The sequence below is a fragment of the Seleniivibrio woodruffii genome (genome assembly GCF_004339245.1).
GTDB lineage: Bacteria > Chrysiogenota > Deferribacteres > Deferribacterales > Geovibrionaceae > Seleniivibrio > Seleniivibrio woodruffii.
Genome location: NZ_SMGG01000003.1, coordinates 528,621 through 549,521, shown reverse-complemented (window position 1 = coordinate 549,521; position 20,901 = coordinate 528,621). Strand labels below are relative to the sequence as shown.

The following is a 20,901-nucleotide window of genomic DNA, read 5'->3' as shown; positions in this document are numbered from 1 at the left end:
AAACTATTTCTGGCAGCCGCAGTTGCTTGCGGGAACCTCTTTTGCCGCGGGAGCCTGAGGAGCGGGCGCTGTTTTGTCCGCTGCGTATGCTGTCACTGCCGCAAAAAGAGTAAGGGCCAGAACCGTAATAAATGCTGATTTCATTGTATTATCCTCCGGATATAAATCTATAGACCAGACAGACAATAATGATATAAGTTCAGGGTTCAGACAATAAAAATCTTTCCGTCAATGTTTCGCCCGAAACGCTGACTGTGGCCTATGCGCCAGAAAACATTTTCTATATCAGTAATATCTGTGTCGTCATCGAACACGAATATTTTTGAGAACCGTCCGTAAAAGTGGTCGTTCTTAAGCCTTTTCAGCAGCACGTCGTTTATTCCGTCCGCAGAAACAAAGCACAGCCTGCCATACACCCCCACTTCAGGGTGGCGAATGTCTCTTACCGCCGAATAGGTTTCAAGAAATCTGTAAAAGTGTACTCTGGCAGCCGCCTGCCCCAGATATACGTTCTCCGTGGGAGGGATGTCAGTTATCATTGTCTGCAGAAAACCGCCCTTCATTATCTGTACGGATTTTATATTCATCAGCGGATAATCTTTCGGTTCGGTGTGCTTTCCGGTGTGATTGAAAAACCTGCCGCCTTTCATCTCTTTGCGGCCTACCGTGCCGTGGATTATGACCCTTGTGTCGGCGGGAACGGGAAAGCCGGACGTGCGGATATATTTAGCGTCACCCAAAGCTGATGCCAGCCTGAGCGAATCATACTCATATGGAAAGGTGCAGGCACAGGTGAACACCAGAAACGGAGAACAGCCCACAGCCACCGTGACCGGTATGTCGCCGTTCCCTTCTTCGATGGACCGCCTGAGTCCGCTGCCCTGTGCGCAGTGAATAACGGCCGTTCTGCCGTCTATCGGTTCAATGCGGTATATGCCGCCCCGATAGGTTCCGCCGTGCTCGGTTATGACGCATCCCAGATTTATGGAACCTGCGGTGTCCCCTTCGTGGAATCTGCACAGCGGGAGTTCATCAAGCCCTGTCAGGGTCTCATAAAGTTTCGGGTCGGTATATGTAAGCTGTGTAAGTTCTTTTGAAAGCCTGTTGGCTCGCTCGGCAAGAGCATCTGCGGACATGCCCCATGCGGCCTCAAGCCTGTGCGTGGACGCAAAGGCATTGATAAGAAGAGGAATCCTGAAGCCTCTGACACGGGCAAAAAATGGCGGTTCACCTTTGACACAGCCGCTTTTCGCCAGCTTCGAAAGCCCGGTGCCTTCGTATTCTCCTTCCAGCATAGGGATATCAGTACGTTTGAGGTAGAAATCAAGATCGGGTATAACAGCCTCCTGTCATACCCGATTATATACATGATAATTTCATGAGACAATGTAAATCCACCCCAGCCCTCCTTTGTCAAAGGAGGGAGCTTTAAGCCTCCCTTTTATAAAGGGAGGTTTGGAGGGATTTGTATTACTCTGTCTTGAATTCGTTAGCCAGCGACATCAACTCCACCGCATCCTTCTGCAGCTGCGCCACAGTATCGTTCACGTTGGACACTGCTATGAAGCTCTGCTTGATGCTGTCGGTAACGTTCTCAAGTTTGGCTCCGATATGGTTTATGGAGTGTGTCTGACTGAGCACTGTTTCCGCCATTCCGGTGTTTGCCGAGCGGATCTCATCCATTGCGTATATTATCGTGTCGAAGGTCTCCTTTGCGTCCGTTATGGTTGTAACTCCCACACCGACGGTCAGGGCGGCCTCTTTCATTGTGCTGTTAACGGTCACTGTTTCCGACTGGAGCGTGGAGATTATCTTGCCTATCTCGTTGGTGGCGGTCTGTGTTTTTTCCGCCAGCTTGCGCACCTCGTCGGCAACCACTGCAAATCCGCGTCCTGCTTCTCCGGCTCTGGCGGCCTCTATTGCGGCGTTGAGGGCAAGGAGGTTTGTCTGATCGGCGATATCGCTGATAACGTTGATTATGTTGCCTATCTCCTCGGAAGATTCGGAGAGTTTGTCAACTGTTGATGAGAGTTCGCCAACCTGAACGCTGATATCCTGAATTGCACCCAGCGACCTGTCAAGTTTGACTCCGCCCTCTTTTGTTTTGGAGATGGTCTCTTCGGTCTGAACGGAGATGCTCTGCATACTTGCTTCAACAGCTTCAGTCTGTGACCGCACCTCAAGAAGTTCTCCTGCGACACCGCTTATCTCGTCGGTCTGCTCTCTGAAAGTTGACGAGAACTCCTCCATTGTGGAGGCGAGTTCGTTGTTTATGCTGGAGAGGTCTGTTGTGCTCTCCTTAACACGGATTATAATTCTGTGCAGATTCTCTATGAATGTATTCATGTATGATGCGAGCTGCCCCAGTTCATCATCCCTTTTCAGAGTGATGCGATTGGTAAGATCCTTCTCGTCCACCATCTTATTTCTCAGGAATATCAGGTCTTTGGAGAGTATCCCCGTAACGGTTATGACCATCAGCAGAAGAACGACTATGGCGGCCACGTGGATGAACGCCAGACCTCTGATGACCGCCTGCTGATAAACGAGAAACTCGCTTTCGAAAGAGCCTACGGCAACTATCCAGCCGAGCTGATCCAGAGTGAAGAACTTCATGATCCTCTTTTCGGGGTTGCCGTCCTTCATTTCGTAATATTCAGTGTCGCCCTTCTTTTTCTCTATCATGTCTTTGATATAGGCGAAACCTTCTGTATCAGTGTCCTCAAGCCCGTTCATACCCTCTTTTTCGGGGTGCACAAGATAGTTGCCCTCGCTGTCGAAAACGAACGGATAGCCTGTTTCTGCTATTTTTACCTTTGAGAGTGAACTGCGGATTGAATTAAGAAGAACGTCCTCGGATATTCCCACATAAAGAACCCCGATTATGTCCCCGCCGGATTTTATGGGTTCATAGACAGTCCAGTACCATTTGCCCACAACAAGAGCCCTGCCCCTGTATGTCTGACCGGACATTACAGTCTGATAGACCGCTGAATCTTCAGGAATATATGTTCCGACGGCTCTTGTGCCGTCTTTTTTGACAACGTTGGTTGATATGCGCAGAAGCCCCTTGTCGATAACCTGAAAAATGGTTGCCGTCAGCCCTTCCACCTTCGCCTTTCCGGCAGTATCGTCCACCATGGCAAAGTTTTCATAGACCTTCTGGCCGCCGTACATCATCGCAGGAATGGTGACTGTGTGCGCTTCACTGCTCTTCTGGTTTACAGCGTCAACCGTCAGAGCGTCCGTCTGTTCCAGAGAAAAGTCTGATTTCTGATAAAGCAGATTTCGGAAATTGCTGAAGTTTGCCCCGACTATTTCCAGCGACTGAGCGTAAAAAAGGCTTACTGTTTCGTTGAGAATGGCAGAATTTGCCTCAAGAGACGCTTTCGACTCAAGCAGCATCTCGTTTTTAACTTTTTCGCCTGTTGCATAGGCCAGGAAAAAAAAGATAATGATAAGCGGAATACCGAAATACAGAGAATATTTCACTCTGATGCTTTTTAGATTCATTCTTCCCCCAATATCAAGTAAATTGTGCAGCGGATTGTATATTGTAAGGCGAAATATATACATATTCGCCATTACGTCAATATAAAAATTAAACTATACAACTAATTGATATGCATAAGCGAATAATGAAACAACCAATTGAAAATAAATAATAAACTCAGAAGCTATTTTTTAACACAGATCGTGGCATCGCAAATTCCGAAGCTCATGGGATTGAATATAACTTCGGAAAAACCTGCGTTGAGAATCATTTTCTTATATTCGTCCTTTTTCGGAAATTTATAAACAGAATCCGGCAGATATTCGTATGCTTTTCTGTTGCCGGATATTATTCCGCCGATAAAAGGGAGTATCTTTGTGAAATAGAGCCTGTAAAGCCTGCTGAAAATGGGGCCTTCCGGCTGTGAAAACTCCAGAATGCAGAGCTTGCCGCCGTCTTTGAGAACCCTGTGCATCTCTTTCAGACCTGTGGGCTTGTCGGTTACGTTTCTGAAACCGAAAGATATGGTTATCCGGTCGAAACTGTTGTCCGCAAAGGGCAGACAATGGGCATCGGCTACGCTGAAAGCACCTTTGGGAAACTTCTGTTTGCCGATGAGCATCATGTTATAACTGAAATCACCTCCGACGAGTGTAACCCCGTCAACACGCCTGTCCATCTCGATCATCATGTCCGCAGTTCCGCATGCAAGGTCGAGGACACGCTGTCCATTGGCTATGCCGACCAGTTTTATGGCCTTTTTGCGCCAGCGCACGTCTGTTCTGAAGCTGAGAAGCCTGTTCAGAAGGTCGTATTTTCCTGCTATATTATCAAACATCTGCTGTATTTCTTTTGATTTCTGTTCCAAGATAACCCTCTTAAATTCTGATGATCATGCAGGTGAAGTCATCCCGCTGACTGTCCCTGTCCAATACCATATCCTCGTAAAGAACATCAAGTATATTATCCGGTTCAGATTTTGCAAGCTGTTTGACCTTATTTGTAAGATTATCTTCATTCATATATTCGGTCAGACCGTCGGTGTAGAGAAAAAGTATGTCTTCCTTTTTCAGCTGAACGCTCTTAACAGAGTAGTTCTCTTCCATAAGGCCGATGGGCAGGAAGTCAGAAACTATACGGTTATCAGCAGTTTCTGAAATATGCATCACCGGTTCATGACCGCAGGAGATATATTTGAGCGTAAGGTCGGCTCTGTCGATGTAGCCGAAGAATGCCGTTATGAACCTGTCGCCGAAATTTTTACCCAGCAGGAACGTATTCAGGCTGCCTGCCAGTCTGTCCAGAGCCGCTTCGCCGCTGAACAGGGCTGCGTTCTCTGTGAAAACACTGAGCACAACGGTGAACACCGCCGCAGAATAGCCTTTGCCGCACACGTCGGCAACACAGAAGAACAGCCCTTTGTCCGTCTCCTTAACAGCCATATAGTCGCCTCCGGCGGCTCTGGCGGGGCGGTTTATTCCCCTCAGCTTTATTCCGCAGTCGGCAGAGACCTCTTTTGAAACAAACTTGTTCAGAATGTCTCCGGTGACGGCCATCTCCGATTCCTGAACTTTCAGTTTCGTCATTCTCTGGTGGTAAACTGCGTTTTCCACAGCGGTTGAGACTATTGAGGACACCAGTTCGGAAAATTCCTTATCCGGAATTATATCAAAATGTATGTTGAACAGCAGGATACGGATGTTCTTGGTCTCTTCGTAGATGATGAAAATGTTCTCTATGTTGAATTTCGAACAGTCTATCCTGTCCTCTATGAACTCTGTGTAGTCAAGCCCCATCACATACGCATATGCACCATGATTGCCGATACGGATGTTGTTGCGGATGTCGCCCTCTTCAACGCCGAACCCTTTGAACTCGCCGTTATGCAGAACACAGCCCGCCTCTGCGCTGAAAACGTCCATAAAAAAAGTCAGCGCCATGGCCACCACTTCGTCAAGCTCCACAGCACGCAGAATGCGGCTGCTCTGTTTAACAAACTCTATCTTCTTCTGGTAGTCCACATAAACGTTTATATTCTTCTCACGGGCCATCAGTTCAGAAATCCGCTGACCGATGTATCCGCTGAAGCTGTCCAGCTCGTAAAACATCTTATGTTCCGGTTTCGCATGGAAGGTCACAGCCCCGTATATCACACCCATATGGCTAAAAAACACAGTTGCGCAGACCTCTATTCTTTCATCGAAGAACTCAAGAACTCTGCTGCCGTCACTGCTGCCGTCCTCGTTGAAGCCCAGATCGTGGATATCGTAGCGGCCTTCGGCATTCTTATATTCACCCATAAGCGGTGTGCATATGCTCATGTCCACCTGCCAGATGGTGAAGGGGACAAAACCTGCGCCGTCCAGATATTCCTTAAGCGCATGATAAAATTCCCTCACACCGGGAGCAAAAATGGCATCCAGAAGTTTTCTAGGCAGTATCATTACCAATCCTTTCCGATTCCAGCACGGGCATCACCAGTTCCTCAAGTTTTTCGAACGGCACCCCCACAGCGAAGGCGCAGTCCTCTATATTGTCGTGGAGATCTTCCGCACTGTCTATATTCTTATGCATCTGGTTTGCGTAGTAAAGTATCCGGCTGAAAATATCCTTGCCGAGCTGATGGTGATTGTGAACCGCTTCGGCGATATCCTTCACCACAGCCCACTTGGTGAGCACCAGTTCGCCCACTGCGCAGTGGTCGGTTCCCAGTTGATTGCGCTCGTCCTCTATTGTGCTTACCTCTTTCACCAGAAAATCGACTATGACGGTCTTTCCCATGTCGTGCATCAGACCTGCGAGATAGAGAGAATCCTCATCCTCTCCTGCGGGTTTTGCTATCACCTCGCAAAGGCGGCCTACGACGAATCCGTGGTGCCATATCTTCTGTCCGGTGGTTTTGAACAGACTGAAATTTTTATTGTAAAACTGCTCGGTGGAAACCGCCAGAGCAAGATTTTTCACTGTATTAAGCCCCAGCAGAACCGTCGCACGGTCTATGCTGGATATCTCCTGTCTGACCCCGTAGAAAGGCGAATTGACAAGCTTTATTATTCTGGAGCTGAGTCCCTGATCCTTTTTTATCTGTTCGACAAAATCCTTCATCTGGGTTTTGTCGTTGCGGGTGAGCCGAACCAGCTCACGGGCGAGTGCCGGCAGGGGCGGAATATTCTCCGCCTTGGCTATTATTTTAGCTTTCAGGGTGTCAAAACCGTCCGTAACGGCGGCTTTCGGCTGTGCACTGCCACGGAACATCTTGCTGACAATGTCCTCCGGCTTAAGCGGCGGGAAAAAAATGCCCGATATCTTGAAATCCGAAAGAGCTTCAATAAGCTGTTTGTCCTTTTTGGTTATGTAAAAAAACGTGGGAACCGAAAATTTCTTCGGCAGTCTGAAAAGGGTGGAAACTTCTGAAACCTCAATGATGCAAAGCTCGGAATCTTTGTCCGATGTTATCTCGCCGTGCCCCTTTACTGCGGACTGAAAAAGCGCTCTGCTCTCCTGAGAACCTATAAAAAGAATACGCATTATGACCTGCTTCTGATTATATCGATAAGTTCTTTGGGGCTGAAAGGCTTAGTAAGATACTCATCGGCTCCGGCATCCCTTCCTTTTTTCATATCGTCCGCCTCGGCCATTGCCGTCAGCAGAACAACGGGGATCTTCGAAAGCTCAGGATGCGCCTTCAGCTCGGCACAGGCCTCAAGACCGGTTTTCTCCGGCATCATAACGTCCAGAACTATCACATCAGGAATTATCTCCTTCGCCATATCCACAGCCTGCTGACCGTTTCCGGCCTCAAAAACATCAAATCCGCTCTTTTTCAGATGGAGCGAAACAACCTTGCGCAGACGCAGTTCGTCATCTGCAATTAATACTTTCATTTTGGAACCTCAGAATGATTGAAGATTTGTCGAAGCTCATCACAATTCCCGTTCTTTCAAAAATCTCCGCAAAAATGGAAAAAATAGGCTGTATCTCGTTGTATCCCTTGTCGGGGATAATGAATATTTTATTATCGTCATGCACAATTTTCAGCTCGTCTCTGGACGAGGCAAGCCCCTCCTGCATGAGTATCTGGAAAAGGCTTTTGAACGAATAAGCGTCGCATGTCACATGCACACCCTTAAGATGATGGGTCACCATAGGGCTTTCCGGCGACACACCGTTCTTTATGTAAAGCTCGGTCAGGTGATCCATATCAACCTCTTCAAGCTCAACATTGTGGGGTTTGTTCAGGATGTGGCTGAAACAGACGCTCATCCCTCGGTCATAAATATCCAGCAGGTATCCGGACTCCATTATCATGGCTGTCATGGAATCGTCGGTGAGTCCCTCCGCCACGGCATCCAGCATAGCCACCACAACAGAAGTGCACGTGCGTATGTGGTGGGAGAAATATCTGTATGTGATGTCCAGCCTGCGCTCAAGTTCCGGCGCTGAAGCCATCCGCTTCTCCTCGCAAAATCAGAATTATAAAATTATTTTACACTATTCTGCACAAATTGCTCGGATTAATTTCGGAAAAAGGCTCAGCCTGTGCTATAATAGCCTTATACAGCGGCTTCGCAGGGAAAAAGGCCCTTAATACAGTCAGTAATCCTATATGGAGGACGACTATGGGAAGACGTGCATATTTCTCCGACACACCCGAATTTTACAACAACATCCACAAAATGATGCAGAACTACTCCATGCCCCACGAAGGCGACCCCACCGTTTGCCTTGAGATGCTGGAAGTGTATCTCGGCAAAGAGGATATCGACAGAGAAAGGTTCGGCAGGATGTTCGGAATGGTGAGCCTCGGCCTCAGCGCACAGGAGTGCAGCATCGAGGGCTACGAGCAGCAGATAATGGAAATGCAGTAAATAAAAAGCTCCCCGAAGGGAGCTTCAGACTGATGACAAACTATAGTTTTGCTTTATTGCACCCTCCTTTGGGAAAGGAGGGCAGGGTGGATTTCCCTGCTAATAAAAGAAAATCCCTCCAAACCTCCCTTTGGCAAAGGGAGGCTTAAGAGCGCAAAGCAAACTTTGTCAACAACATAAAGCTCCCCGAAGGGAGCTTTTTCTATTCTGAAGCGGCTTTCAATGCAAAATCAAGCGAAACGGGGAAAAGAGGCCCGTGTGACAGCCATCCGTATTCGATATACTGAGTCCGAACACCATCCGCAGACGACAGTTTCCTTATAATACTCAGCGATGCATCGGAAGGTATATTTCCGTAGAGCTTCTTTCTCAGCTTAACCCTTTCGCTGTCCTCCTGAGCAGGGGTATATGCCTGCTTTGCCGCACCCTTAAGCATAAAAACGTTTTTACCTTTAAGCCCTTTCGGTTCGCTCTCAGTTATGCTTTTATAAAAGTCTCCGTCCTGCCACCAGAGGGCAGGGTCTGCGGAAACGAAGTTTTTAAACATATCCGGTCTGGCAGACAGCGCATACAGAACGAACAGCCCGCCGTATGAGTGCCCGAAAAGGTTTTTTTTGTCATTATTCACATGAGCGTACTTCTCTGAAATTAAAAACACCCTGTTCTCTATGAACGTTAAAAACTCATCTGCTCCGCCGCCCGTTCGGGAGGTGTCCAGAGCATCAACAGCGGGTTTGCCGTCACTGCGCTTAGGAGTGAAATCATAGGTTCTTGACGGCATGTCGAACAGCTCATCTGTCTCGTAGCCTATCGAAACCAGAACCGGAGGCTCACCCGCAGAAAGCTCTCCAAGCTGTTTTTCAGAGACGTGATGCAGGGCGGCGTTGCCGTCAAGAGCATACACGACAGGATAGCCGCCTGTCCGGGGCGATTTTTTCGGGACAGCGGTGACTATTCTGTATGTTCTTTTTCCGTCAGCAGAAACAGCTTTGTCGTAATGAAACGTGTAGAACTGCGAATATCTGCTTTCGGCATACATGGCTTTCTGAATTACCGGTTCGGCGTGCAGTCCGAAGGCGGCGGAGAGAAGAACAGAGAGAATTAACAGCTTTTTCATGTTATCTCCATTAAAAAAGGCACCGCTTTCACGGTGCCCTTAAAGGTTATTATCAGAATCTGAGGGTCATATCCGCCGCAACACGGAGACCTTCGTCAACCATCCAGTTGCCGTCCAGTCCGCCTGTGCGTGTGCGGTCGTCAACCGCAACCTTTTTGTCGGTGAGGTTGAGCACTGCAAGCTTGAACGAAAGGTTTTTGCTGACATCATATACACCGCCGATGTCATAGGTCGCTGCGCCGGGGCGCACTCTGGATCTCATTGCACCGTTTCTGAACGCAGACCAGTACTGCTTGCTTACGGCGTTCGCTCTCACATAGAGACCGATTGCTTTTGTCGCCTGCCAGTCAAGCTGGGTGTTGAACATGTGCTCGGGGGTTTTGTCCAGAGGCAGACCGTCCAGTGAGCTTCCGTCATATGCGGGTTCGCCGCCTTTACGCTCGGAATCTGTGTAGGTATAGTTTGCGTTCAGCTTCAGCTTTTTGCCGATGGGGGTGCTGAATGAAACCTCGACACCTTTCAGGTTGACCTCGTCAATGTTCTCATAAGTATATATGTATCTGCTGGGCACAAGGGGGTCGACCACGCCTGTACTGTAGCTTGATACCTTGTCTTTAATATCGTTGTTGTAAACTGTGAACCCGAAGCTCATGCCGCCGGGTACGTCATATCTGATACCCACCTCTTCGGTGATGCTCTTTTCGGGATCAAGATCGGGGTTTCCGCAAAGGGTTCCCGCAACCTGTGTTCCGCCGCCCGTCGTCATACAGTAGCCGTCTGTTGTCTGGCGCACTGTGGGGGCTTTGAATCCCATTGCAACGCCGCCTCTCAGCGTCCATCTGTCGGTGAGCTTGTAAACGGAGTAGAGTCTGGGCGTCCAGTTGGAGCCGTATCTCTCGTCATCGTCCATACGAACGCCCGCTGTAATTGCAAAGTTGTCCGTAAGGAAGTATTCGTCCTCAACATAGAGTGCGTATGAGTCTATGGAAACATCGTCGGTGTTAACGGGATATCCTGTGATGGAATCCTGTTTGCCGATGCCCTCAACCTCGGATTTTATGAACTGGCCGCCTGTGCGCAGGGTGTTCGTTGAAAATGCATACGACAGACCCGCATCCAGTGTGGTGTTGGTCAGTTCGGGTTTAACTGTGCTTTTAACGCCGTTCGTCCAGTTTTCCTGATCTGCAACCTCCTGGCTCAGAGCAAGGCTTGTGGTGGCTTTTCCGTATTTACCGTCGTGGCTTACAGACCAGTGTCTGCGTGAGTGTTCGGTCTCTGTTGAGGCCGCTGTTGCCGCCAGAGATTTTCCGGCAGTACGCTCGTAAGTCAGCTGATCATATCCGGCTTCGATGTTTATCTCGTTGTTCTTGTCGGGGGTCAGGGTCAGTTTCGCAGTGATGTTCTCATCCTCTTTTCCGTTGTTTCCGCTGGTTGCGGAGCCGGAATAATAGATGTCGTCCTCATTGCGGTCGTTCAGTTCGCCGTAGAGCTGGAAGCCCACTTTGTCTTTAACGATGGGGCCGCCGATCCAGAACTGTCTGTTGAAAGTTGTTCCGTATTCACCGTCCTTATGCTGAACCGTGCCCAGAGTGAGCGAGCCGCTCCATTTTTCGGGTACTTTTTTGGTGATGATGTTGATAACACCGCCCATGGCCTCGGAACCGTAAACGGATGACATGGGGCCTCTGACGATCTCTATCCTCTCGATTGCATCAAGGGGCGGAATGAGGTTCGCCTGAACGCCGCCTGTGCCTCTGTTCATTGTCTCTCTGGTGTTCTGACGTTTGCCGTCAACCAGAATAAGGGTGTATTCGCCCGGCATACCCCTTACGGAAATATCTGTCTCGTTGGGACTTCCGCCCACGATGCTGACACCTTCAACCTTTTTGAGCAGGTCGGTAACAGTGGCCGCAGGCTGTTTTGCGATATCCTCTTTCGTGATAACGCTGATGCTGGCCGGAGCATCGGAAATGTACTGCTCATAGCCAGTTGCCGTTACAACCACAGGCTTGATCTCTTTTGCCTCTTCCGCATGTGCCGCTGTCAGCGAAGAGAGCACCATAGTCACCGCAAGCATAAAGCTGCCGGGTTTGAAAATTGTCCTTTGCTTCATCTTTCCTCCATATGACGCTTTATCAACACATCTTTTCTGAAACCCGCTAACAGAACCCATTAAAGGTATTGATTCTCAGTATCAATATGTGCCGATTGTTAGTTATCAAAATATGACGTGAGTGTCAATATTTTGTTTTATACATGCAATTTTTAGTATGTTATTTCGAGATTACCGAATGTATATCGTTTACCATCAGCAGGAGCGACTTTGCCCCGCCGTTTGCCAGATACCAGTGGTCTGCGGGAAGATACCCTATCTTTCCGTTCTTAAAGGCTTTCGTTGTGCGGATGAGTGTATTCTCAACCTCTTTTTTGGGCGATGCCTTGCCCTCCACAACCGCATCTCTGTCCACAACAAAGAAATAGTCGGGGTTTATTTTGGCGATGTATTCGCTGTTCACCGCTTTGCCGTGGTTTGATACCTGAATGCCTCCGTCTGCCTGAGCAACACCGAAAGCATCATAGATTATTCCGAATCTGGATCCGCTTCCGAATGCGCTGTATCTGCCTGCGCTGAACATCACCAGCAGAGCCTTTCCGCCCCTGTCCGATGCCTCAGCCCTGAGCCTGTTCACAGCTGTGTCCACCTTAGAGATGAGCTGTTTCGCTTCAGCCTCTTTGTTCCATATTCTGCCGGTCAGCAGGGTGTTCTCCCTGAACGAATCCATATAGCGTCTGCTGTCGATATTGACGTTCACAGTTGGGGCGATTTTCGAAAGCTTCTCATGGCTTTTCAGCTGTCTGTTGCTGATAACGATGAAGTCGGGCTTCAGCTTGTATATCTTCTCGATATCAAACTCCATGACCCCGCCCACGTCCTCATATTTTTTATCTCTGAATTTTTCCAGATATTTCGGCAGGTGCATTTTCGGCACTGCGATAACCGCAGACGAAAGCCCCAGCTCATCCATGGTGTCCAGAGTGCTGTAGTCCATAACAACGACCCTTTTGGGTGCGGCAGGGAAATTTTCAGCCTTTTTCCCTTTGTCCAGAAGCACGAATCCGGCCGCCTGCGCTCCGGCTGAAAAACCGAGCACCAGCAGTGCCGTAGCGGCAAAACTGAGCAATTTTCTCATTATTTCTCCTTCTCAGGTATAATAAAGGCAGATCCTGCTGCCGTTCATCTCTCTCACATCAAAATCCATTCCGAACACGTCGTTCAGTATCCCGTTCTCTATCATCTCCTCCACCCTTCCGAACCCCGCCATCTTTCCGTCTTTCATGGCGGCGATGTAGTCCGAGTAGCAGGAGGCGAAGTTTATGTCGTGTATAACCAGAACGATGGTCTTGCCGAAATCATCCGCCAGACTGCGCAAGGTCTTCATAATCTGTACGGAATGCTTCATATCCAGATTGTTCAGCGGCTCATCCAGCAGGATATAATCCGTATCCTGTGCGATTATCATGGCGATGAAAGCCCGCTGACGCTGACCGCCGCTGAGTGTATCGATAAATTTATTTTCTGATTCCTTCAGATCCATGTAACCGATTGCCCGACTAATCATCTCTTCATCAACCCCATTCAGCCTGCCGCCTGAGTGTGGAAATCTGCCGAAAGCGACCAGCTCCCGCACGGTAAGCTTTATGTTCACATGGCTGGACTGTTTCAGGATGGATATTCTTTTGGCCAGTTCGCTGTCGTCTATGTCGGATATCGGAGTGCCTTCAAGGTAAACGTTTCCCCCGTTCTGCTTGATAAGCCTGCTTATCACAGAAAGAAGAGTACTCTTTCCCGCACCGTTTGAGCCTATGAAAGAGGTTATCTTCCCCTTGGGTATCTCAACATCAACCCCGTCGATAACCGCCTTACCGTCATAAAATTTCGATATATTCTCTGTTTTCAGCACTATTTACTCTCCTTTGTCAGAAGATACATAAAGTACAGTCCGCCAACGAAATTTATCACCACGGACACTGTTATGTTGAAATAGAACACCCGCTCTATGACAAACTGTCCACCCACGATGGCAATCACCGAATAGAGGGCTGAACAGGCTATCACATAGCTGTGTTTGTAGGTTTTCATGGATTCATACGCCAGATTGCTGACTATTATCCCCAGAAAGGTCATCTGACCCACAAGGGCGGTGGAAACAGCCACCAGCAGGGTTATAACTATCAGGGATCTTTTCACCAGATTGTCGTAGGCAATGCCAAGACTCACCGCATGTTCCCTGCCCAGAAGCATCACGTCCAGCTTTCTGAACATGGGGATACAATAGAGCGCAACGGCGATGATGACCGCCGCAGACACGCCGAGCAGATCCACCCGCACGTTGTTGAAACTGGCAAACATTGCGTCCTGGACCACAGCAAACTCATTGGGATCTATAAGCATCTGCATGAACACGGTGAGGCTGCGGAACAGCGTCCACATCACCACACCGACAAGCATCAGGAAAAAAACGTTTCCGTTACGGACAAATATCAGTCTGTACAGAAAGAATGTAAACAGCATCAGCGCCGCCGCAGATATGCCGAAGTTGAACACCTCGTTCACCATCATAAAGCCGCCGCTGCCGAAAATAAAAAGCGCAGTTGTCTGCAAAAACAGATACACCGCATCGAACCCCATCACTGAGGGAGTAAGTATCCGGTTGAAGGATATTGTCTGAAAGATCACTGCGGAATATGCCACCGCAATTCCCGTTATCACCATTGCGCCCGCTTTCGCTCCCCGCTCCGGCAGAATGAACGAAAGGTCGCTCCCTGAATCGTAAAACAGAAACAGCAGAATGCACGCCGCCGAAAGAACGGACAGCAGAACAAGTTTTACATTATCCCGCATTCAGCCGCCTCCCCAGTATCAGATACAGAAACACGGCACCGCCTATTATCCCCACCATGACGCTCACGGAAACCTCATAGGGATACATTACACTGCGCCCCAGAATGTCGCACGCCAGAAGAAAAGCCGAACCTGCGAGGGCTGTCAGCGGAAGGGTTTTCCGCAGGTTATCGCCGAACAGGATACTTATTATGTTAGGGACTATCAGCCCCACGAAGGGGATCATACCCACGGTGAGCACTATCACCGATGTAACACAGGAGGTGACCACCAGCCCCAGCCGGAACATATTGGCGTAGTTCATCCCCAGATTAACCGCAAAACTTTTGCCCATACCCATCAGCGTAAACCTGTCGGCGTAAAAATACGTCACCGCCAGGAGGGGCACGCTGATATACATTAGTTCGTAGTTCCCCTGCATAACGGATGAGAAATCACCCTGAAGCCACGAGGCCATGCTGTGAACCACGTTGAACTGAAGCCCTATGAAAGTTGTTACCGAATCCAGAATATTCCCGAAAATTATCCCCAGCAGAGGAACGAATACCAGATTTTTGAATTTTATGCGCTCCGCCAGTGTCATGAAAACCGCAGACGCGCCAAGCGTCACCGCCAGAGAAACGCTGAGACGCTGATAGGTCCCGCCGTCGGGGAATATCAGCATTGAAAGCATTATGCCCAGTGCGGCGGCATCCATAGTGCCCGCTGTTGTGGGCGAAACAAATCTGTTGTGGGTCATCTGCTGCATAATCACGCCGCAGATGCTCATCGAAGCGCCCGCAATTATCACAGCCGCAAGTCTGGGAATCCTGCTCACAGCCATCACAAGGGACTGGCTTTCGGACATTGAGAAAACTTCTGTCACCGAAATATCCGTAAAACCCAGAAATAGCGACCAGATGCCGAGAACGCAGACAAGTACAAACAAAATAATAATTTTCATTAAAAGAATCACCGGATATTGATATTCAATTTCAATGCTGTTTACTTGAAAAAGTATTGTTTGTAAAGCCGTAATTGACAAATGAGGATATTTACCATTTTTTATTGACTAGACAGCCTTTCTCTGATATCGAATATCATTATCACAATATTAAACGGAGAAGTATCCATGAATATGCTCGGCAGTATGGTTGACTACGGCGTGATCGGTCTGCTCGTGGTCTTAAGTATCGTTGCGGTGGCTGTGTCCATCGAACGTTTCCGGTTTTACAGCAGAACAGACGTTAACACCTACCAGACCATTCAGGAGCTGGAATCCGCCCTGACAGGACGTCTGCACATTGTCGGAACCATCGGCAGCAACGCTCCCTACATAGGTCTTCTGGGCACGGTTATGGGAATTATGCACACCTTTTATGCCATGGGAAGCGGCGGCACGACAAACGTGAACGACATAATGGCGGGACTGGCTCTGGCTCTGAAAGCCACAGCGGCAGGCCTTCTGGTGGCCATCCCCTCAATTGTGCTCTATAACCTGCTCCACAGAAGGGTGAACGTTCTGATGCTTCAGAAAGAGGCTATCAATGAAAGACAAAAGCTTTGACACCATAAACGTTGTCCCCTTCATTGACATCATGCTGGTGCTGCTCACCATAGTTCTGGCAACGGCGACCTTCATCGCAAAAGGCTCAATACCTGTGGAGCTGCCAAAAGCGGCACAGACAGAGAGCGCAAAACAGGGTGTCACCATAGACGTGTCGAAAGAGGGCGAATATTACTATAACGGAAAAAGCTATTCCATTCAGGCACTTTCCGAAACCATGAACACACTGGACAAAGAGAGTCCCATAGTTCTCCGAGCCGACAGGAACGCAGTTATCCAGAACTTTGTGGATATAATGAATATGCTGAAACTGGCAGGTTTCAAGAACGTAAACCTTGAAACCGAAAAGGAGTGACCATGAGAAAGGCAATGACCCAGTCTCTGGCCATCCACGGTATGATGGCCGCTATCTTTTTCTATGGAATGAGCATGGGCGGATTCGTCCCGCAGCCCGAACCCCACGTTATAGACCTTTCGGCCTATTTCAGGCAGGCGGCTCCGGCACCTGAGCAGATTGAAGCTCCCGTGCCCATGTCCCCTCAGCAGACGGAGAGAGTTCAGAAAGCCGAGCCTGTCAGAAAACAGACGGTTCAGCCTGCACCTCAGAAAAAATATGAGCAGGTGAACTCCGCCGCAGTGGCCGAGGTTTCAGCACCCGCCACCGCAGCCGCAGAACCTGCACCCGCCGCAGTAACATCGGCAGTGCCTGCGGAAACCTATGCACCCGTTGCAGCCTCACCAGTTCAGAACACTCCAACACCCGCAGTGTCCGCATCGCCCAGACCCTTTGACTATTCCGGATATCAGTCTGTTCTCAACTCGAAACTGGAAGCAAACAAGACATATCCCATGTCTGCCAGACGCAGGGGCATAGAGGGAACTGTAAAGCTGAAACTGACCATAGCAGAGAACGGAACACTGCTCGAATCGCTGGTGGTCTCCTCCAGCGGCTACGACACACTGGATTCGGAAGCCCTGAAACTGGTGAAGTCGGTATTTCCTGTCCGCCACAACTCGGACAAACAGGTTTCCCTTGTGGTTCCCATAGTTTATAAACTGATAAAATGAGATTCTTCGTTCCACTCAGAATGACATGGTACTATATAAACGAAAAAAGGCGGCCTGACAGCCGCCTTTTTCATCTGAAGGTTGTTTGCAAAACCTTTTATTTAACGACCAATTTCAGCGCCACAGGGATGCTGGGCTGAACTTTTTTACCTTCCAGAACTGCCTTGGCAGTTTCAACGCCTTTTGCGCCGATGAAAGCGGGCTGCTGTGCAACAGTTGCGGCCAGTTTACCCTCTTTAACAGCTTTAACAGCGTCGTCTGTAGCGTCAAATCCCACTACGAGGATGTTTCTTTTTGATGCCTGAATAGCTCTGAGTGCGCCGAGAGCCATCTCGTCGTTGTGTGCGAACACAGCGTCAATCTTAGGCTGTGCCTGAAGAATGTTCTCCATTACGTTCAGACCTTTTGTTCTGTCAAAATCTGCCGCCTGACGTGCAACAACTTTGATCTGAGTGCCTTTAACAGCGTCGTTGAAGCCTTTGCCTCTGTCACGGGCTGCGGATGTTCCGGGGATACCTTCAAGCTCAACAGCGTTACCTTTTTTGCCGAGTTTTTTGGCGATGAACTCACCAGCCATTTTGCCGCCGGCTACGTTGTCAGATGCAATGTGGGAAACAACTGCACCTGCGTTTGCGCCTCTGTCAAGTGTGATAACGGGAACTTTGGCTCTGTTTGCCATTTTGATTGCGTTGCCCACTGCGTCTGAGTCAGTAGGGTTGATAAGGATTGCTGAAACACCTTTAGACAAAAGATCTTCAACGTTTGCAATCTCTTTTGCGGGGTCGTTCTGTGAGTCAAGGACAATAAGGTTTATGCCCGCTTTCTTAGCTTCGCCCACTGCTCCGTCTTTCAGAGTAACGAAGAAGGGGTTGTTCAGTGTGGACACCACAAGACCGACAGTCTTCTGTGCCGCAAATGCCGTCATGGCGGGAATCGCCAGAAGGGCTACGAAAATAGCGAGAAACTTTTTCATACTTTTCACTCCTTAGTTTGGATATGTGCTGTTACTTCTTTCTATCCATAAGAACGGCGACCAGTATCACCGCACCCTTTGCTATCATCTGATAATAGGACGAAACGTTCAGCAGGTTCAGGGCATTGTTCAGAATGCCTATGATAAGCGCTCCGGTGAAGGTTCCCAGTATGGTTCCTGCGCCGCCTGCAAGGCTTGTTCCGCCCAGAACAACAGCGGCGATGGCATCAAGCTCATATCCTGCGCCCGCCGTGGGCTGTGCGGAGGAGAGCCTTGATGTTAATATTATCCCTGCCAGAGCGGAAACAAGTCCGCAGATGGCATAGACCGCAATTTTTATTCTTGTGACCCGCACGCCGGAAAGCCTTGAGGCCTCCTCGTTGCCGCCGATGGCGTAAACATAGCGACCGAAGCGGGTATGCCTGAGAACATAGTGGGACAGTGCGAAAACCACAACCATAAGCACCACGGGAACGGGGATTCCCGCCACATAGCCTGTGCCGAACCATGCGAAAGCATCTGCGGCGGCATCATAGCCAGTGGAGATGGGTTTTCCGTCCGTATGGACAAGGGTTGCGCCCCTGAGCAGTGTCATGGCGACCAGAGTGGCTATAAAAGGCTGAATCCTGCCCTTGGTGATTGCGATACCTGCGAAAACACCCAGCAGAACACCCAGCGACAGGGTTACGAAAACTGTTGAGGCCACGCCGAAGCCAGTGGAGATCATAGTTGCGGCGATGGCTCCGCATATCGCCAGAATGGAACCAACCGAAAGGTCGATTCCGCCGGTGAGGATGACAAACGTCATGCCCGCCGCTATTATGGCGTTTATGGAGGTCTGCCTCATTACGTTCATAATGTTGCTGACGGTCAAAAAGTCCTTACTTATGAAGGAGACTATCACCGACAGGATGATGAGTCCCAGCAGGGGTCTTGAGCGTTTCAGCACGTCTTTGATGTCTATTTTCATCCGTTTCTCCGAAATTATATGGCGTTCTTAATGTAGCTCATGGCAAGCCGCATGATGTTCTCCTGCGTTGCCTCTTCCCCCGAAACCTCGCCCGCTATCCTGCCGTTGCTCATAACGAGTATTCTGTCGCTCATGCCTATCACCTCCGGCATCTCCGAGGAGATGAGGATGATGGACATTCCGTTGGATTTCAGTATGTTTATCTGGTCGTAAATCTCTTTTTTTGCACCGACATCAACACCTCTGGTGGGTTCGTCGAGGATGAGAACCTTCGGAGCCGTCACCAGCCCCTTTGCGATGGCCACCTTCTGCTGATTTCCGCCGCTCAGGTCTACAACTCTCTGGGAGGGGCCTGTAGTCTTGATGGACATTTTTTCAATGTATTCTGCGGAAACCTCGTCCTCTTTGCTGAAAGAGACCTTTGAAAGAAAGGTCTGAAACTTTTTCAGCGCAGGGAGGGTGATGTTCTCTTTTATTGTCATGCCTATTATGAGACCGAGCTGTTTTCTGTCTTCTGAAACGTATGAAATTCCGTTGCGTATCGCTTCGGAAGGATGATTTATCTTTAATTTTTTACCCGCCAGCGTCACTGAGCCTTTTGAAATGGGCATTTCGCCGAAGATGGATTTCGCAACCTCGCTTCGTCCCGAGCCCATGAGACCTGCAATGCCTACTATCTCGCCGCTTCGCACGCTGAAAGACACGTCCGTTATGCGGTGATTTGTGAGTCCTTCCGCCTGAAAGACCACTTCGCCCGCTTTGCAGTCGCATCTGGGGTATCTGTCGCTTAAGGGTCTGCCCACCATCAGCTGAATTATCTTCTCTTCGGTGAGTGCCGAAACCGGCTGTTCGTCAACGAAGGTGCCGTCTCTCAGGATTGTCGCCCTGTCGCACACGTCAAAGATCTCGGAAAGTTTGTGGGATATATAGATGAGAGCTTTGCCCTCTTTCTTCAGGTCGTTTATGACCTTGTAAAGATTTTCGGTCTCAACGTCCGTAAGTGCGTCCGTGGGTTCATCCATGATGATTATTTCGGCGTTCATGGAGAGAGCCTTGGCAATCTCCACCATCTGCGCCTGACCGACACTGAGGCTCGATACCTTCGCCGTGGGCGACGTCTTTTCGCCGAGCCGCTCAAGATAGCCTTTTGCGGCGGCGTTCATCTCCGAATATTTCACCTTGCGGAACAGGTTTACAGGCTCACGGCCTATGAAAATGTTCTCCGCAACCGTCAGCTCCGGAATAAGGTTCAGCTCCTGATGGATAATGGCAATACCCTTATCCATTGCGTCCTTGGGGTCTTTCGGGCTTAGAGGTTTGCCCTTGTATACTATTTCACCTGCGTCTTTGGTGTAGACGCCGCTGAGTATCTTCATAAGTGTGGATTTGCCCGCTCCGTTCTCTCCCAGCAGTGCCATGACCTCACCGGAAAATATGCGCAGAGAGACATCGTTCAAAGCCTTTACACCGGGAAATGATTTTGAAATGTTTTTCATCTCCAGAACAGGCACAGACATCAGAACACCACCCCTGAGTGAAGAATTATGTTTGCATAAGGGGTGCATTCCCCTGTGCGCACAACCGCCTTCGCCCTTTTTGTGATGGACTTGAACTCTTCATGGCAGACGATATTGATCTTAACGTCCTTAGTAAGTTCCTGAATCGCCTGATAAACTGACGGATTCTTTTCGGCTATCTCAAAGGCGATGGTAGCCTCTTCGACCTTAAGTTCCGAAAGAACTGTTTTGAGAACCGAAACGAAATCCGGCAGACCCGCATGCACAGCAAGGTCTATGCGCTCCACTCCGGCGGGAATGGGCAGACCTGCGTCCGCTATCACTATTGTGTCGGTGTGTCCCATCTCGGAAATGACCGCCGAGATACGGCTGTTGAGCAGTGTACCTTTTTTCATCCCGTCCATCCTTATACCTTAAAGAATACCAGAGCGGCGGAAGATATCAAG

The 20,901-nt window shown here is 49.3% G+C and carries 22 protein-coding genes; 4 read left to right on the top strand and 18 right to left on the bottom strand.

The window, feature by feature from the left end; all coding sequences use genetic code 11:
* Positions 1–3: 3 nt before the first annotated feature.
* The 8 genes from C8D98_RS13690 to C8D98_RS02495 form a co-directional block, all read right to left on the bottom strand.
* A complete protein-coding gene (locus tag C8D98_RS13690; protein ID WP_165871164.1) occupies positions 4–144 on the bottom strand; it encodes a hypothetical protein in 141 nt (46 codons plus the stop codon).
* A 62-nt stretch (positions 145–206) separates the two neighbouring features.
* Entirely contained in the window at positions 207–1,295 is a 1,089-nt protein-coding gene (locus C8D98_RS02525; protein WP_132871739.1) for a UbiD family decarboxylase, read from the bottom strand.
* A gap of 175 nt (positions 1,296–1,470) precedes the next feature.
* Entirely contained in the window at positions 1,471–3,513 is a 2,043-nt protein-coding gene (locus C8D98_RS02520) for a methyl-accepting chemotaxis protein (protein ID WP_165871163.1), read from the bottom strand.
* A 164-nt stretch (positions 3,514–3,677) separates the two neighbouring features.
* Positions 3,678–4,361, bottom strand: a complete 684-nt coding sequence (gene ubiE / locus C8D98_RS02515; protein WP_132871735.1) for a bifunctional demethylmenaquinone methyltransferase/2-methoxy-6-polyprenyl-1,4-benzoquinol methylase UbiE — start codon at positions 4,359–4,361, stop codon at positions 3,678–3,680.
* A gap of 10 nt (positions 4,362–4,371) precedes the next feature.
* Positions 4,372–5,937 carry a PP2C family protein-serine/threonine phosphatase gene (locus C8D98_RS02510; RefSeq protein ID WP_132871733.1) on the bottom strand — a complete coding sequence of 522 codons (1,566 nt, stop codon included), beginning with the start codon at positions 5,935–5,937 and terminating at the stop codon, positions 4,372–4,374.
* Positions 5,924–7,021 (bottom strand): HDOD domain-containing protein, encoded by a 1,098-nt coding sequence (locus tag C8D98_RS02505; protein ID WP_132871731.1) that lies wholly within the window; start codon positions 7,019–7,021, stop codon positions 5,924–5,926. Before C8D98_RS02505 ends, C8D98_RS02510 begins: the two co-directional genes overlap by 14 nt.
* The gene (locus tag C8D98_RS02500) at positions 7,021–7,377 is read right to left on the bottom strand and encodes a response regulator transcription factor (RefSeq protein ID WP_132871729.1); all 357 of its coding nucleotides are present in this window, start codon (positions 7,375–7,377) and stop codon (positions 7,021–7,023) included. The genes C8D98_RS02505 and C8D98_RS02500 overlap by 1 nt, the downstream gene beginning before the upstream one ends.
* A complete protein-coding gene (locus C8D98_RS02495) occupies positions 7,355–7,942 on the bottom strand; it encodes a hypothetical protein (RefSeq protein WP_132871728.1) in 588 nt (195 codons plus the stop codon). Before C8D98_RS02495 ends, C8D98_RS02500 begins: the two co-directional genes overlap by 23 nt.
* A gap of 170 nt (positions 7,943–8,112) precedes the next feature.
* Between C8D98_RS02495 and C8D98_RS02490 the strand changes: the two genes are divergently transcribed.
* Positions 8,113–8,361 carry a hypothetical protein gene (locus tag C8D98_RS02490; RefSeq protein WP_132871726.1) on the top strand — a complete coding sequence of 83 codons (249 nt, stop codon included), beginning with the start codon at positions 8,113–8,115 and terminating at the stop codon, positions 8,359–8,361.
* A 202-nt stretch (positions 8,362–8,563) separates the two neighbouring features.
* On the opposite strand, the gene C8D98_RS02485 is transcribed toward C8D98_RS02490, so the two are convergent.
* The 6 genes from C8D98_RS02485 to C8D98_RS02460 all read right to left on the bottom strand — a co-directional run bounded on the left by C8D98_RS02485 (position 8,564) and on the right by C8D98_RS02460 (position 15,324).
* Positions 8,564–9,478, bottom strand: a complete 915-nt coding sequence (locus C8D98_RS02485; RefSeq protein WP_132871724.1) for an alpha/beta hydrolase — start codon at positions 9,476–9,478, stop codon at positions 8,564–8,566.
* 52 nt (positions 9,479–9,530) lie between these two features.
* On the bottom strand, positions 9,531–11,591 hold the full coding sequence (locus C8D98_RS02480) for a TonB-dependent receptor domain-containing protein (RefSeq protein ID WP_165871162.1): 2,061 nt from the start codon (positions 11,589–11,591) through the stop codon (positions 9,531–9,533).
* Positions 11,592–11,751: 160 nt separating this feature from the next.
* Entirely contained in the window at positions 11,752–12,669 is a 918-nt protein-coding gene (locus C8D98_RS02475) for a siderophore ABC transporter substrate-binding protein (protein ID WP_132871720.1), read from the bottom strand.
* A 12-nt stretch (positions 12,670–12,681) separates the two neighbouring features.
* On the bottom strand, positions 12,682–13,440 hold the full coding sequence (locus tag C8D98_RS02470; protein ID WP_132871718.1) for an iron ABC transporter ATP-binding protein: 759 nt from the start codon (positions 13,438–13,440) through the stop codon (positions 12,682–12,684).
* Positions 13,440–14,381, bottom strand: coding sequence for an iron chelate uptake ABC transporter family permease subunit (locus C8D98_RS02465; protein ID WP_132871716.1), 942 nt, complete (start codon positions 14,379–14,381; stop codon positions 13,440–13,442). Before C8D98_RS02465 ends, C8D98_RS02470 begins: the two co-directional genes overlap by 1 nt.
* The gene (locus tag C8D98_RS02460) at positions 14,371–15,324 is read right to left on the bottom strand and encodes an ABC transporter permease (RefSeq protein ID WP_132871714.1); all 954 of its coding nucleotides are present in this window, start codon (positions 15,322–15,324) and stop codon (positions 14,371–14,373) included. The genes C8D98_RS02465 and C8D98_RS02460 overlap by 11 nt, the downstream gene beginning before the upstream one ends.
* A gap of 168 nt (positions 15,325–15,492) precedes the next feature.
* Between C8D98_RS02460 and exbB the strand changes: the two genes are divergently transcribed.
* From exbB to C8D98_RS02445, 3 genes are read left to right on the top strand one after another with little or no spacing between them, the layout of a single operon-like run.
* Positions 15,493–15,927, top strand: coding sequence for a TonB-system energizer ExbB (gene exbB, locus C8D98_RS02455; RefSeq protein WP_132871712.1), 435 nt, complete (start codon positions 15,493–15,495; stop codon positions 15,925–15,927).
* Positions 15,908–16,282, top strand: coding sequence for an ExbD/TolR family protein (locus C8D98_RS02450; protein ID WP_132871710.1), 375 nt, complete (start codon positions 15,908–15,910; stop codon positions 16,280–16,282). Before exbB ends, C8D98_RS02450 begins: the two co-directional genes overlap by 20 nt.
* Positions 16,283–16,284: 2 nt before the next feature.
* The gene (locus C8D98_RS02445) at positions 16,285–16,995 is read left to right on the top strand and encodes an energy transducer TonB (RefSeq protein WP_132871708.1); all 711 of its coding nucleotides are present in this window, start codon (positions 16,285–16,287) and stop codon (positions 16,993–16,995) included.
* A 97-nt stretch (positions 16,996–17,092) separates the two neighbouring features.
* Here C8D98_RS02445 and rbsB read toward each other — a convergent pair whose 3' ends face one another.
* The 4 genes from rbsB to rbsD are packed head-to-tail and all read right to left on the bottom strand — an operon-like array spanning position 17,093 to position 20,850.
* Positions 17,093–17,968 (bottom strand): ribose ABC transporter substrate-binding protein RbsB, encoded by an 876-nt coding sequence (rbsB, locus tag C8D98_RS02440; RefSeq protein WP_132871706.1) that lies wholly within the window; start codon positions 17,966–17,968, stop codon positions 17,093–17,095.
* 31 nt (positions 17,969–17,999) lie between these two features.
* The gene (rbsC, locus tag C8D98_RS02435; RefSeq protein ID WP_132871704.1) at positions 18,000–18,938 is read right to left on the bottom strand and encodes a ribose ABC transporter permease; all 939 of its coding nucleotides are present in this window, start codon (positions 18,936–18,938) and stop codon (positions 18,000–18,002) included.
* Positions 18,939–18,952: 14 nt separating this feature from the next.
* Positions 18,953–20,455 carry a sugar ABC transporter ATP-binding protein gene (locus C8D98_RS02430; protein WP_132871702.1) on the bottom strand — a complete coding sequence of 501 codons (1,503 nt, stop codon included), beginning with the start codon at positions 20,453–20,455 and terminating at the stop codon, positions 18,953–18,955.
* Positions 20,455–20,850 (bottom strand): D-ribose pyranase, encoded by a 396-nt coding sequence (rbsD, locus tag C8D98_RS02425; protein WP_132871700.1) that lies wholly within the window; start codon positions 20,848–20,850, stop codon positions 20,455–20,457. Before rbsD ends, C8D98_RS02430 begins: the two co-directional genes overlap by 1 nt.
* Positions 20,851–20,901 lie beyond the last annotated feature (51 nt).